Origin of the sequence: uncultured Jannaschia sp., from assembly GCF_947494025.1 — a bacterium.
In the GTDB taxonomy this organism is placed as follows: Bacteria; Pseudomonadota; Alphaproteobacteria; order Rhodobacterales; family Rhodobacteraceae; genus Jannaschia.
In genome coordinates, this window is record NZ_CANLTQ010000007.1 from 69471 (window position 1) to 82442 (window position 12972).

13 protein-coding genes and 2 pseudogenes are annotated in these 12972 nt (G+C 69.2%); 10 read left to right on the forward strand and 5 right to left on the reverse strand.

Annotated elements, in window-relative coordinates:
- Positions 1–26 precede the first annotated feature (26 nt).
- Complete coding sequence (locus Q1B08_RS11385) at positions 27–1055, forward strand: proline racemase family protein (protein ID WP_299818520.1); 1029 nt, start codon at positions 27–29, stop codon at positions 1053–1055.
- A gap of 4 nt (positions 1056–1059) precedes the next feature.
- Here the strand turns inward: Q1B08_RS11385 and Q1B08_RS11390 are convergent, their stop codons facing one another.
- Complete coding sequence (locus tag Q1B08_RS11390; RefSeq protein WP_299818523.1) at positions 1060–2124, reverse strand: MBL fold metallo-hydrolase; 1065 nt, start codon at positions 2122–2124, stop codon at positions 1060–1062.
- The gene (locus tag Q1B08_RS11395; RefSeq protein ID WP_299818527.1) at positions 2124–3794 is read right to left on the reverse strand and encodes an acyl-CoA dehydrogenase; all 1671 of its coding nucleotides are present in this window, start codon (positions 3792–3794) and stop codon (positions 2124–2126) included. The genes Q1B08_RS11390 and Q1B08_RS11395 overlap by 1 nt, the downstream gene beginning before the upstream one ends.
- A 76-nt stretch (positions 3795–3870) precedes the next feature.
- On the opposite strand from Q1B08_RS11395, the gene Q1B08_RS11400 reads away from it, so the two are divergent.
- The 4 genes and pseudogenes from Q1B08_RS11400 to Q1B08_RS11415 form a co-directional block, all read left to right on the forward strand.
- Positions 3871–4827: an L-threonylcarbamoyladenylate synthase gene (locus Q1B08_RS11400; RefSeq protein ID WP_299818530.1), complete on the forward strand. Its 957-nt coding sequence runs from the start codon at positions 3871–3873 to the stop codon at positions 4825–4827.
- A gap of 36 nt (positions 4828–4863) precedes the next feature.
- On the forward strand, positions 4864–5649 hold the full coding sequence (locus Q1B08_RS11405; RefSeq protein ID WP_299818533.1) for a protein-disulfide reductase DsbD domain-containing protein: 786 nt from the start codon (positions 4864–4866) through the stop codon (positions 5647–5649).
- 99 nt (positions 5650–5748) lie between these two features.
- A complete protein-coding gene (locus Q1B08_RS11410; protein ID WP_299818535.1) occupies positions 5749–5877 on the forward strand; it encodes a hypothetical protein in 129 nt (42 codons plus the stop codon).
- A 640-nt stretch (positions 5878–6517) separates the two neighbouring features.
- Positions 6518–6949: pseudogene (locus tag Q1B08_RS11415) on the forward strand (DeoR/GlpR family DNA-binding transcription regulator); the annotation flags it as partial.
- 57 nt (positions 6950–7006) lie between these two features.
- Here the strand turns inward: Q1B08_RS11415 and Q1B08_RS11420 are convergent.
- Positions 7007–8019 (reverse strand): annotated as a pseudogene (locus Q1B08_RS11420) (IS5 family transposase); the annotation flags it as partial.
- Positions 8020–8137: 118 nt separating this feature from the next.
- On the opposite strand from Q1B08_RS11420, the gene Q1B08_RS11425 reads away from it, so the two are divergent.
- Complete coding sequence (locus tag Q1B08_RS11425) at positions 8138–8581, forward strand: amidohydrolase family protein (RefSeq protein WP_299818723.1); 444 nt, start codon at positions 8138–8140, stop codon at positions 8579–8581.
- Between the two features lie 131 nt (positions 8582–8712).
- Here Q1B08_RS11425 and Q1B08_RS11430 read toward each other — a convergent pair whose 3' ends face one another.
- Positions 8713–8931, reverse strand: coding sequence for a hypothetical protein (locus Q1B08_RS11430; protein WP_299818537.1), 219 nt, complete (start codon positions 8929–8931; stop codon positions 8713–8715).
- On the reverse strand, positions 8834–9151 hold the full coding sequence (locus Q1B08_RS22025; RefSeq protein WP_366140007.1) for a transposase: 318 nt from the start codon (positions 9149–9151) through the stop codon (positions 8834–8836). The genes Q1B08_RS11430 and Q1B08_RS22025 overlap by 98 nt, the downstream gene beginning before the upstream one ends.
- A gap of 88 nt (positions 9152–9239) precedes the next feature.
- Between Q1B08_RS22025 and Q1B08_RS11435 the strand changes: the two genes are divergently transcribed.
- The 4 genes from Q1B08_RS11435 (at position 9240) to Q1B08_RS11450 (ending at position 12944) form a co-directional block, all read left to right on the forward strand.
- On the forward strand, positions 9240–9851 hold the full coding sequence (locus Q1B08_RS11435) for a holin-associated N-acetylmuramidase (protein WP_299818539.1): 612 nt from the start codon (positions 9240–9242) through the stop codon (positions 9849–9851).
- Complete coding sequence (locus Q1B08_RS11440; RefSeq protein ID WP_299818541.1) at positions 9842–10429, forward strand: holin family protein; 588 nt, start codon at positions 9842–9844, stop codon at positions 10427–10429. Before Q1B08_RS11435 ends, Q1B08_RS11440 begins: the two co-directional genes overlap by 10 nt.
- 95 nt (positions 10430–10524) lie before the next feature.
- Complete coding sequence (locus tag Q1B08_RS11445) at positions 10525–12495, forward strand: heme lyase CcmF/NrfE family subunit (protein ID WP_299818543.1); 1971 nt, start codon at positions 10525–10527, stop codon at positions 12493–12495.
- Entirely contained in the window at positions 12492–12944 is a 453-nt protein-coding gene (locus Q1B08_RS11450) for a cytochrome c-type biogenesis protein (protein ID WP_299818546.1), read from the forward strand. The genes Q1B08_RS11445 and Q1B08_RS11450 overlap by 4 nt, the downstream gene beginning before the upstream one ends.
- Positions 12945–12972: the final 28 nt, after the last annotated feature.

A 12972-nucleotide genomic window follows, 5' to 3' on the forward strand; every position in this document is an offset into this window, starting at 1 on the left:
GCCGTGAGGTCGTGAGGAGGGGGCGAATGCGCGGCAGCAAGATCATCCATGTCGTCTCCGCCCATGCCGAGGGGGAGGTGGGCGACGTGATCGTGGGAGGCGTCGCGCCGCCGCCGGGCGAGACTCTCTGGGAGCAGCGGCGCTGGATCGCCGAGGACGGGACGCTCCGCGACTTCCTGCTGAACGAGCCGCGGGGCGGGGTGTTCCGGCATGTCAACCTGCTGGTCCCGCCGAAGCATCCGGAGGCGCAGGCCGCCTTCATCATCATGGAGCCGGCCGACACGCCGCCGATGTCGGGCTCCAACGCGATCTGCGTGGCGACGGTGCTGCTCGAGACCGGGATCGTGCCGATGCGGGAGCCGGTGACGGAGATGGTTCTGGAAGCGCCCGGCGGCCTCGTCCGGGTCCGCGCCGAATGCCACGCGGGCCGGGCGGCGCGGATCGCGGTCGAGAACGTGCCGGCCTTCGCGCACCGGATGGCGGTCCCGCTGGAGGTCGAGGGGCTGGGCACGCTGATCGTGGACACGGCTTGGGGCGGGGACAGCTTCGTCGTGGTGGATCCGGACGCGCTCGGCGTGACGCTCGCACGGGACGCGGCGCGCGAGCTCGCCGAGACGGGCGTCCGCATCACCGCGGCGGCCGACGCGCAGATGCCGTTCGTCCACCCGGAGCGGCCCGACTGGACGCACCATTCCTTCTGCCTCTTCGCTGGCCCGGTCGCCCGCGGTGCACGGTCACTGCGGGCCGCTTCGGTCGTGGCGATCCGCCCCGGCAAGATCGACCGCTCTCCCACGGGCACGGCGGTCTCGGCGCGGATGGCGCTTCTGCATGCGCGGGGCGAGATGGGGACGGGCGACGTGTTCACCGGCGTCTCGATCCTCGGCACGACCTTCGAGGGCCGCATCCTCGGGGCGGCGCGGATCGGGGGCCGCCCCGCGATCCGGCCGGAGATCGCCGGGCGGGCCTGGATCACCGGGACGCATCAGCACATGCTCGACCCGGACGATCCCTGGCCCCGCGGCTACCGGCTTTCGGATACGTGGCCGGGGGGCTGAGGTTTCAGGCCGCCTCGAACAACCAGACGCCGTCGTCGCGTTCCGTCCGGCGGGCGCGGCCGGAAAGATGCAGGTGCTGCAGATGCGCGATCGCCTCGAAGAAGGCGAGGCCGTAGATCCGCTCGTCCACCCAGCGCTTGAAGAGCGGCGCGAAGCATTCGCCGCCGGTGCGCGGCTCCGCCAGATGCGCATGGAGCCGGTTGAGCGCGGCGACGTGGTTCTGCCGCAGCGAGACCATCCGCCGGGGCAGTCCGCGATAGGGCAGCTTGTGGCCCGGCAGGACGAGATGGCCGGGGCGCGCGAGCGGGGCAAGCCGGTCACAGGCCGCGAGCCAGTCGCCCACCGGATCCGCGCCCGCCTCCGTCGGATAAAGGCCGAGATTGGGCGAGATGCCGGGCAGGAGCTGATCGCCGCCGATGACGAGGTCGCCGTCTGCCTCGTAAAGCACCGCATGCTCCGGCGCGTGTCCGTCGCCTTGCGCGACATGCCAGCGCCGGCCGCCGAGGGCGATCTCGTCGCCCGCGCGGATGCGCGTGTAGCCCAGCGGCATGTCGGAGACGACGTCGGCGAAATTGAACGGTCGCTCATTTTGGCGCCGCGCCAGGATTTCGGGATCCATCCCCCAGCGGCGGCAGAAGGCGACCGTCCCCGGCACCATCTCCGTCTGGCGGTCGAGGTGAAGCATCCGCGCCAGCAACCAGGCGGTTCGCGTCGTCAGAAGCTCCGTGCCGTCCGACTGGAGCCAGCCCGCGAGACCGATATGATCGGGGTGGTGGTGCGTCACGAGGAGGCGCCGGACCGGGTCGCCGCCGAGCGGGCCGATGCGAAGCTTTCCCAGAAGGGCGCGGGTCCGCTTGGTGTCGAAGCCGGTATCGACCATCGCCCAGCCATCACCTTCGCGCAGAAAGTAGACGTTGACGTGGTCGAGCGCCATCGGCAGCGGCAGCCGCGCCCAAAGGACGCCGGGCGCCACCTCCACGGCCTCGCCCTCCGGCGGAGCCTCCGGCCAGGGAAAGGTCAGCCCGGCATTGCCGTCCGGCAACGCCGTGTCCTCCGTGTCGTTCGGCATCAGGCGGCGATCACGTCGTCCGTCACCGCGTAGAGTTCCTCCGCGCCGGTGCGGGCCTTCGCGATCTCGGCCAGCGCCTCGGGCAGAAGACGGCCGGCCGCGAACCGGGCGAGCGGCTGGCGTGCCGGGTCCGCCGCGGCCGCCTTCAGGTGATACCACACGCCCAGCACGCGGGCGAAGGCGGCGAGATAGGCGACCGCCCCGGCGAAGCGGTCCTGCATGTCGCGCTCCAGCAGAAACGTGGTAACGGCCCGAAGCTGCGAGACGGCGGCACGCAGGTCGTCGTCTCCGAACGCCTCGATCTCGTCCAGAAGCGCGTGGGCGGCCGCGCCGCCGTCGGCGAGCTTGCGGCCAACGAGGTCCATCGCCTGAATCCCGTTCGTCCCCTCGTAGATGGAGGTCACGCGTACGTCGCGGACGAACTGCGCGGCACCCGTCTCCTCGATGATGCCCATGCCGCCATGCACCTGCACCCCCTCGGAGGCGACCTTGATCCCGGTCTCCGTTCCGTAGGCCTTGGCGATGGGCGTCAGGAACGCGCCCCGGGCGCGCCAGGCGGCATCGTCGGTGGCGCGCGCCATGTCGAGCGAGACCGCGCAGTCGAGGGCGATGGCGCGGGCGGCGAAGGTCTCCGCCTTCATCGAGAGCACCATGCGGCGCACGTCCGCATGGGCGAGGATCGTGCCCTCGCCGTGATGGGTGCGGCCCTGCTTGCGTTCCAGCGCATAGCCCGTCGCATGCTGCAGCGCCGCCTCCGCGACCGAAAGGCCCTGCACGCCGACGCCGAGGCGGGCGTTGTTCATCATCGTGAACATCGCGGCCATGCCGCGGTGCGGCTCCCCCACCAGCCATCCGGTGGCGCCGTCGTACTGCATCACCGCGGTCGGCGAGCCGTGCAGGCCCAGCTTGTGCTCGAGCGAGACGACCTTGAGATCGTTCGCCCGTCCGGCCCGCCCGTCGGCATCGGGCAGGCGCTTCGGGACCATGAAGAGACTGATGCCCCGCGTGCCCGCCGCCGCGTCGGGCAGGCGGGCGAGAACGAGGTGGCAGACATTCTCGGTGAAGTCGTTGTCGGCCCAGGAAATGTAGATCTTCTGGCCGGTGATCCGGTAGGTCCCGTCCCCGGCCGGTTCGGCCCTGGCGCGGAGCGCGCCGACGTCGGAGCCCGCCTGCGGCTCGGTCAGGTTCATCGTGCCGCACCATTCGCCGGAGACGAGCTTCGGAATGTAGAGATCGCGGATCTCGTCGGAGGCATGCGCCTCGAGCGCCTCGATCTGGCCCTGTGTCATCAGCGGATTGAGTTGCAGCGCGAGGCAGGCGGAGCCCATCATCTCGTTCACCGCCATCGTCAGCGCGAGCGGCAGGCCCATCCCGCCATGAGCGGACGCGGCCGACATGCCGAGCCAGCCGCCCTCGGCGATGGTCCGGAACCCCTCGGCGAAGCCCGGCGAGGTCCGCACCACGCCGTTCTCCAGGCGGGCGGGATGAAGGTCGCCCTGCCGATTGAGCGGGGCCAGCACGTCTTCGCACATCCGCCCCGCCTCCGAGAGGATCGCCGATACCGTGTCGGGCGTGGCCTCCGCGAACGTCTCCGTCGCCACCACCCGGTCGAACCCCACCACCCGGTCGAGGACAAAGCGGATCTCGGCGACGGGCGCGCGGTAGGGCATCGGGGAATCTCCCATTCGGGGCGCTGCCGTAGTAGGGCGCGCCGGACCATGCCATCAACCTAAGGCCAGCCTCGCGATGCCAGCAACAGAAACACCGCGTCATACCGGGATTGCGGAAACGGCGGAAATCCTGCGCGGCGGTGGTCTCGCCGCGTTTCCGACGGAGACGGTCTACGGTCTCGGCGCGGATGCAACGGACGGGCGGGCGGTGGCACGGATCTTCGCGGCCAAGGGGCGGCCGTCCTTCAATCCGCTGATCGTTCACGTGCCCGACACGGCCGCTGCCCGCCGGGTCGCCGTGTTCGACCCCGTGGCGGAACGGCTGGCGGCGGCGTTCTGGCCGGGACCGCTGACGCTGGTCCTGCCGCTGCGCGCGGGGCACGGGCTGTCGCCGCTGGTGACGGCAGGGCTCGACACGGTGGGCCTGCGCGTCCCGGCGGGGGAGACGGCGCGGGCGCTGCTGCGCGCGGTCGGGCGGCCGGTGGCGGCGCCCTCGGCGAACCCCTCCGGCCGGATCTCGCCCACGCGGGCCGCGCATGTGCGCGCGGGCCTGGGCGACGCGGTGGACGCGGTGCTCGACGGCGGGCCCTGCGCGGTGGGGCTCGAATCGACGATCCTTCGCACCGAGCCGCTCGCGCTCCTGCGGGCGGGCGGGCTTGCGGCGGAGGCGATCGAGGACCTGCTCGGCCGCGACCTGCCGCGCGACGACACGCCGGGCCGGGTCCAGGCACCGGGCCAGCTTGCCTCGCATTATGCGCCCTCCGTGCCGGTCCGTCTCGACGTGACGACGCGCGATCCGGACGCGTTTCTCCTCGGCTTCGGTCCGGTGGCGGGCGACGCGACGCTGTCGGCCGCGGGCGATCCGGTCGAGGCGGCGGCGAACCTTTTCGACCTGCTGCATGCCGCGGATGCCTGCGCGCGGGCGACGGGGCGGGGGCGGATCGACGTCGCCCCGGTGCCCGAGACAGGGCTCGGCCGGGCGATCAACGACCGGCTGCGCCGTGCTGCGGCGCCCCGGATCGCGCAGGCGTGACTCCCGTTCACGGAAGCGCCGTCGTAGAGGTCCGCGATGCGCCGATTGCTCGCGATCCTGATGCTCCTGCTGCTTGCCACGCCCCTGCGGGCGCAGCCCGTCGACGTCTCCGACGTCCTGTCCATCGAGGTCCTGCCCGGCTGGCGGACGGCGGAGGGGCGGCATCTGGCGGGGCTTCGTGTGCGGCTGCAGCCCGGCTGGAAAACCTATTGGCGCAGCGCCGGGGCCGCGGGGATCGCGCCCCGGATGGATTGGCGCGGCTCGCGCGGCGCGCGGTCGGTCACTCCGCTCTGGCCCAGGCCCACGCTGTTCGGTCCGGCGGAGGCGCGCTCCATCGGCTATACATCCGATTTCGTCCTGCCGCTCGAAATCGTCGCGGCGACGTCGGGGCCGGTCGAGCTCAGCGGGGTTCTCGATCTCGGCGTCTGCGCGGATATCTGTCTGCCGGCGCGGGTTACGGTGCGCGCGGAGCTTCCGGCCGCCGGACGCCATGACCCGGCCATCGCGAACGCGCTCGCGAACCGTCCGCGGCGGGTGGACGCCCCGGCACGCTGCACGCTGCGGCAGGGAACGGGGGGTCTGGTCCTCGCCGGCGAGATCGACGTCGCGCCGCAGGGGCAAACGGAGGCGGTCGTCTTCGAACTTCCCGACCCTGCGGTCTGGATCACCGACGCTGACGTCACGCGCCGGGGGGCGCGCTTGCAGGCGCGGGCCGAGGTGATCGCGTCCGACCGCGCCGGTCTGTCCGTCGACCGCTCGCGTCTCCGGATCACGGTGATCGGTGAACGCGGCGCGGTGGAGATTCTCGGTTGCACCGGCTGAACGGCGCGAGAAGATGCGGCAAGTTTTCGCAATTACCCTTATTCAGGGTTGAAGGCCTGCCGCCCGGGATCCATGTCTTTGGACACGGAGGATTGCGAGATGCCGAAGGGTACGATCGAGAAGCTGGCCGATACCGTCAGGGACAAGTTGTCCGACCTCATGGGGTCGTTGGCTCCGCAACCCGATGCGATTCCGATTCCCGTGCGCGATCAGGGCCGTCGCCGCTAGCGTGAGGCGATCGGAGGCGAGGGGCCTGTTCCCGCGATAGCCCGCTGACTTCCGACTGGGCGTGATACGCGTCGCAAATGTCGGTCGTTTTCTGTTCTCCGCCACCGGAGATCGCCGTCTGCTGCGTCGGCAGATGCGCGAATGATCGACTCGTCCAGCGTCTTTTGGGAGACATTTGGCCCAAGCGAGATCGCGATACCTTATTTGGTGAGAGGAGGTGGCGGAGCCGTTGGGCCCGGCGGCCACCTGTCTCTGCCGTCCAAGAAATTCGCATTATTGGATTTCATTCGCGGCACCTTTTGCGGAAGATGACCCTCCCGGCTGCTGCTTCGCAAGACACGAATATGTTCGTTGCCGGATCGACGCCATGATCGCAGCCACCGGAAATGGAGTCGTCTTTCGTCGGGATGACATTGCCCGCATCACAGCGGCAGGGAGCGGCGCCGTCCGGAACCGGCCGGACCGACAACCGACAGACCTGGCGTAGGTGATGATTGTAGGCTGGGGGTGCGAATGAAGAATCGTGAAGGTGTCGTGAGTGTTTCGGAGCCCCTGCTTCTATTGCTCAGAGTGGAATTGTCCGGGCATTCCTGCTCGAACGTGACCGGAGCGGCCGGTCCGCAACTTCAAGGATGTCAGAATGACGGCGTCGTCAGTCGAACCCGAGCGAAGCCTCACCTTTTCCGAGCGCCACGAGTGCATCGTCGAGCTACTTCAATCCCGCGCGATGGTCACGATCGCGGATCTCGCGGACCGCTTTCGCGTCTCGGCCGTTACAGTGCGCTCGGACCTTGCAACGCTCGAGCGCCGGCAATTGCTGCGGCGGGTGCGCGGCGGCGCGATCGCGGTGCATCCGGCGCGCTTCGAACGTCCGACCGATGTGGCCCGGCTGAATTTCACGGCGGAAAAGAAGCGCATCGGTGCGGCGGCTGCCTTGCGGGTGCGTGATGGTGACACGATCATCCTGGACAGTGGTTCGACCACGTTGGCAATGGCCGGCGCTCTCCCCCACACCCTGACCGATGTGGTCGTACTGACGAACTGCCTCGACATCGGGCTTACGCTTCAGGACGGCGATGTTGCACAAAGCTTTCTGAACAGTGGGTTTCCCCTTACCCGCGTAAGATCGGGCGGCAGCCTCGATCTCAGCCCTTCCGAGTGCCGAGATGCGGTTCATGATGGCAATGCGGATCTGGATTTCGGCGGTCTGGCGGCGGGGGGTCTCGTGACATGATCCTCTCGCCGAAGAGCTTCAGGCAGTTCATACGCGCCTCGACCCGACTTCGGACGTGGTATTCCCCGCATCTCTTCCACAGCGCCCGGCCCGGATGTCGGGTCGCCCGCAGGATCTCGTTTCGCGCGATGGCAGCGGGACAGTTTTCCTTCCAGGCGCGACCGTTGCGGCGGCTGGGTATGACAGCGTTCGCACCTCGGCCGATGATCGCGCCATGGCACCGCCGCGTGTCATACGCTCCATCCATTGCCCGGCAGGCGATTGCAGAGCAATCTGCCGAGAGGGGGCAGTGACCGTGCCGATCGGCTCGTCCGGCGGGATCTGCGCCAGCAGACCCGACAGCGGAGGACTGTCGCCCTGGCGGCTTGAAGTGAACTCGACCGCGCGCACATATCCCCCGTGCCCGCATCCATGGCGATATGCACGTTCCTCCACTGCCTCCGGCGTGACGGGCCATGCTTGCGGGCCAGCCACTCGCCATCCCCTCGGAACTCGATGCCGGTGCTGTCCGCTGCCCGGCAGGGTATCGCGAGCACTGCCCGAGAGGGGATGGGCAGGTTCAGCGGCTGCCCGGATGCACGATACGGGATCTGCACCGCGATGCGTGCCTGGCGTCGGCAAAGCGTCGAGTAGTCTGGCACCGGCCAATCGAGCCCGGCCATCCGGATCAGGCTCTCCACCAACCCGACCGTCTGACGCAGCGGGAGGCCGAAGCGCACCTTCAGCGTCAGACAGGTCTGGATCGAGGCATCCGAAAAGGTCTCGGGCCGTCCCCGCTTGCCGGACTTCTCCGCGTGCCAGAGCATCTCGGGATCGAACCAGACCGTGAGCGAGCCGCGCCGGCGCAGCGACGCGTCGTAGGCTGACCAGTTCGTCGTGCGGTCGCGGGTCGGAGAAGGCGGCGGCATACCCCGAACCAACCGTCACGAGTCACTTGGTGAATCCCTCGCATCGCTTTGCGCAACAACGTTCGTCCCGGTCGCCATCGGTATCGACGAGGCTGGCCTCAACGACGATCGCGACATGATGCAGGAAATGCGGCTGGTGCAGATCCTGCACCGCCCGGCCGGGCACCGCGCGCCGGCCCCCTCGGCCGCGCAGGTGCTGCAAATGGCGACCGAACACGGTGCCGCGACCACGCCCTTTGCCGACAGGATCGGGCGGCTCGAGATCGGTCGCGACGCCGATCTGGTGCTGCTGGACTGGTCCCGGTTGACCTATCCGTGGCAGGATCCCGCGCGTCCCTTTGCCGAGGTTCTGGTGCGCCGCGCCCGGCCAGAATTCGTGCGGCAGGTTCTGATCGGCGGTCGCAGCGTCCTTGAAGACGGGCGATTCGTGGCCGTGGATCGCCATCGGATACTCGATGAGATCGCTGCCAGTCTGAGCCATTCGCCACAATCCGGACAATCGCAGGGCAGGCTTGCAGCGGACCTTTTGCCTCATGTCGAACGGTTCTACGAGAACTGGTAAGGGGCAAGGAGAGACGGGCGGATCGACTGTCGCCCGGCTTCAGGCCGATCATTCCCCAATACAAGTCCGCCCGCATACACAAGCTCGCAACGATTCCGATGAGGAGAACATCGGTTGTCGCCGCCCCGTTTTCAGTCGACGAGCCGGACGCGGATCGTGACCGCAATCCCGCCGAGCGCGACGATGATGAGCGCCTGGGACAAGGTATCGGCAAACGGCACGAGAGCAAAGATGGCGGTCTTGAGCCGCCGATCACAACGTCGACGCATAGCCTGCGTGGCGGAGGTAGTTTCGGCGTTCGTCGGAAGTGAACATCCCGCAGATGCCGCCGAGAGCTGCGACGATGTCATCGGATGTCTGGGCGCCGATCCGGCGCAAGTGGACCTTGAGCTTTGCGAAGGCCATCCCGATGGGGTTCGGATTCGGTGAGTGGGCTGGGAGGAAGAGGAACCAGCAGCCCGCCTTTCGCGGAGCGTCCGCCGCCGCCGACGCCTTGCGGGTTGAAAGGTTGTCGAGAATCGCGACTTTGCCCGGCTTCGGCTCCAGTTCGAGGGCGAGCTGCGTCTCGATCCAGGTGGTGAAGGCAAGGCGTTAAACCTCCATTAAACGCTCCCTCCGAGTTTCCGCCCTGTAAGTCGTTAAGCAGAGGGACAAAAAGATGCTGACGGTACATAAGATCGCAGAAGACATCGTCGCCCGCGAGGGTGGCTTCGTGAACGACCCGGACGATCCGGGCGGTGCCACGAACCATGGAGTGACCATTCATACCATGCGCAACCTCGGGCTGGACATCGATCGCGACGGGGACGTCGACGTGGCCGATGTCCGCGCCCTGCCGCGCGGCAAGGCGGTCGAGATCTTCATAGACCACTATTTCCGCCGCGTGCGTGTCGACGCCCTGCCGGAGCCGCTGCAAGCCTCGGTCTTTGACATGCAGGTGAACTCGGGCACCAACGCCGTGCGCATCCTGCAGCGTCTTCTGACGCAGATGGGCTATGCCTGCGCCGCCGACGGGGCGATCGGGCCACAGACTGCCACGGCGGCGCGCCGTGCGATTGCCGAAGCGCCGGATCACCTTGTCGACGCCTACGGGATCGCCCGGCGGAACTGGTACTACGCTCTGGCGGATCGCCGGCCGTCCTCGCGGAAATACGCGCGGCGCCGTGACGGCGGCAAGGGCGGCTGGATCACCCGTGCGGAAGAGTTCATCTCGCCTCGCTACCACCTGAGCGACGCCGATCATCGCCGGAGGTGCGCCGCATGGGATTGATGGGAGGGATCGCCGCGAGCACCGGTGCCGTGGCCACGCTTGGCCGGGCCGCGCGCGGGCTGTCGGAGGTGTTCGTGCCGAACGCTTCCGAGGGTCAGCGTGAAGGTCACGAGACGCAGCGCGCCGCGCTCGAGCAGCTTGGGGCTGAGTTCGAGCTCGACCGGGGCGGATGGTTCGACCGCTGCATCGACGGGATGAACCGTCTGCCCCGACCCATGCTGGCGCTCGGGACGATGGGCCTGTTCGTCTACGCGATGATCGAACCGGTCGGTTTCGCCAGGCGGATGGAGGGGCTGAGCTTCGTGCCCGAGCCGCTCTGGTGGCTTCTCGGGGCCATCGTCGGCTTCTACTTCGGGGCGCGAGAGTTGCATTACGTCCGACGTCCCCGGGCCGTCGCGCAGACGACCGCCGGCAACCAGGTCTCATCCTGGCACGTCTCCGATCGGGACAGCAACGGCGCCGAGGACGAGGTCGCCGCGCCGCCGGGCGCGCCGGTGCCGGTCGCCGCATTCGAGGCGGAGGCCGCGAACGACACGGCCAACCCGGCGCTGGCCGAGTGGCGCACGGCGCGCGGCTGACGCCCCTCCGGGGGCCGGACACAACATGGCGAGGTCCCCGTGACGCCCCGTCGCGGCCCATTGGCCGCGACGGGGCATTCGCGTATTGGACGCGCATGATCGCAGAGCTCGGACATTTCGCCCTGATCGCCGCCTTCTCGGTGGCGCTCGTTCAGATGATCGTTCCGATGGTGGGGGCTTGGAAGGGCTGGTCGGGCTGGATGGCCGCGGCCGCCCCGGCGGCGATCGCGCAGGTGGCCTTGGTGGCCGTGTCCTTCGCGGCGCTGACCCATGCCTTCGTCACGTCGGACTTTTCGCTCCGCCTCGTGGTGCTGAACTCCCATACCGACAAGCCGATGCTCTACAAGGTGTCGGGCGTATGGGGGAACCACGAGGGCTCCCTTCTCCTGTGGGTGCTTATCCTGTCGGCCTTCGGCGCGGCCGCGGCGATGTTCGGCGGTCGGCTTCCGGCCACGCTGCGCGCCCGCGTCCTCGCGGTGCAGGCGAGCGTGGGGGTGGCGTTCTACGCCTTCATCCTCTTCACCTCCAATCCGTTCGTCCGGCTTGCGCAGCCGCCGTTCAACGGGGAGGATCTGAACCCGCTTCTGCAGGATCCGGGCTTGGCCTTCCATCCGCCGTTCCTTTACCTCGGCTATGTCGGCCTTTCGATGGCGTTCTCCTTCGCCGTCGCCGCGCTGATCGAGGGGCGTGTGGACGCCGCGTGGGGGCGGTGGGTGCGGCCTTGGACGTTGGCGGCCTGGCTGTTCCTTACCGTCGGCATCGCGCTCGGCTCCTGGTGGGCCTATTACGAGCTGGGCTGGGGCGGATTCTGGTTCTGGGATCCGGTCGAGAACGCCTCCTTCATGCCGTGGCTGATCGCCGCGGCGCTCCTGCATTCCGCGATCGTGGTGGAGAAGCGGGAGGCGTTGAAGGCCTGGACGATCCTGCTCGCCATCCTCGCCTTCGGGTTCAGCCTCGTCGGCACGTTCATCGTGCGCTCGGGGGTGCTGACCTCCGTCCACGCCTTCGCCAACGACCCGGAGCGGGGGGTGTTCATCCTCCTCATCCTCGGCGTCTTCGTCGGCGGGGCGCTGACGCTCTATGCGTTGCGCGCGCCGGCGATGCAGGCACGGGGCGTGTTCGGCGTGGTGAGCCGGGAATCGGCGCTGGTCGTCAACAACCTGCTGCTCGCGGTTTCCGCCTTCGTGGTCTTCGTGGGGACCGTCTGGCCGCTGGTGGCGGAGCTGGCATTCGACCGGACGCTGTCGGTCGGGCCGCCCTTCTTCAACGCGGCGTTCACGCCGTTCGTCATCGCATTGGCCGTGCTGGTGCCGCTGGGCTCCGCGCTGCCGTGGAAGCGTGGCCGAGCGAAGGCCGTCCGCGCGATGGGGCCGGTCGCGTTGCTGGCGCTTGCCGTGGCGGGGCTCGTCTGGGCGATGCAGACCGGGCGGAGCCTTGGCGGGCCGCTCGGCGCCGGGCTGGGCGTATGGCTCGTCGCCGGGGCCCTGGTCGATCTCGTCACCCGGACGGGGCGGGGACGCTGGTCGGACCGGCTGGGCCGGGTGACGCGGCTGCCGGGGGCGGACTGGGGCAAGGCGCTGGCGCATGGCGGCCTGGGCCTCACCATCTTCGGGGTGGCCGCGCTGACCGCGTGGCAGCAGGAGGGCGTGGCCGTGCTCGACATCGGCGACCGGCTCGCGGTCGGGCGGTACGAGGTCGAGCTGCGCGAGGTCGAGCGGGTGCAGGGGCCGAACTACGTCGCCACCCGCGCCACGCTGGCCGCATATGAGGGGGGGCGCGAGATCGGGTCGCTCCGGCCCGAGAAGCGTGTCTATCCGGTCGCGCGCATGCCTACCACGGAGGCCGGGATCGACAGCGGCCTGTTCCGTGACCTCTACACCGTGATCGGCGATCCGCAGACCGGCGGCGGCTGGGCCGTGCGGGTCTACGTGAAGCCTTACGCGAACTGGATCTGGGGCGGCGCGATCGTGATGGCGCTGGGGGGCGTGTTGTCGCTGGGCGACCGGCGCTACCGCGTGGCGGCCGGCGCGCAGAAGGTGCGCGTCGCGGAGGTGCCGGCGGAATGAGGACGCTCCTCCTCCTGATCCTCCTCGCCACGCCGGCGGGGGCGGTCCAGCCCGACGAGATGCTGGACGACCCGGCGCTCGAGGCCCGCGCGCGGGATCTGTCGCAGGGCCTGCGCTGTCTCGTCTGCCGCAACGAGAGCATCGACGAGTCGAACGCCGATCTGGCGCGCGACATGCGCCTTTTGGTGCGCGAGCGCCTTGCCGCCGGCGAAAGCGACGCGGAAATCGTCGAGGGTCTCGTGGACCGCTACGGCGAGTTCGTCCTGCTGGAGCCGCAGCGGAACGGGGCGAACCTGATCCTGTGGGGCGCGCCGCTTCTGCTGCTGCTCGCCGGGGCCGGGGTCGCGGCGGCACATATCATGCGGCAAAGCAAGGCCGTGCCCGACGGGCTCGATCCGGCGGAGGAGGCGCAGTTGCGCGAACTCCTCGACGAGACCCGTCCCCGCTGACGCGCGATGTCTTTCGTCCGCGACCGAT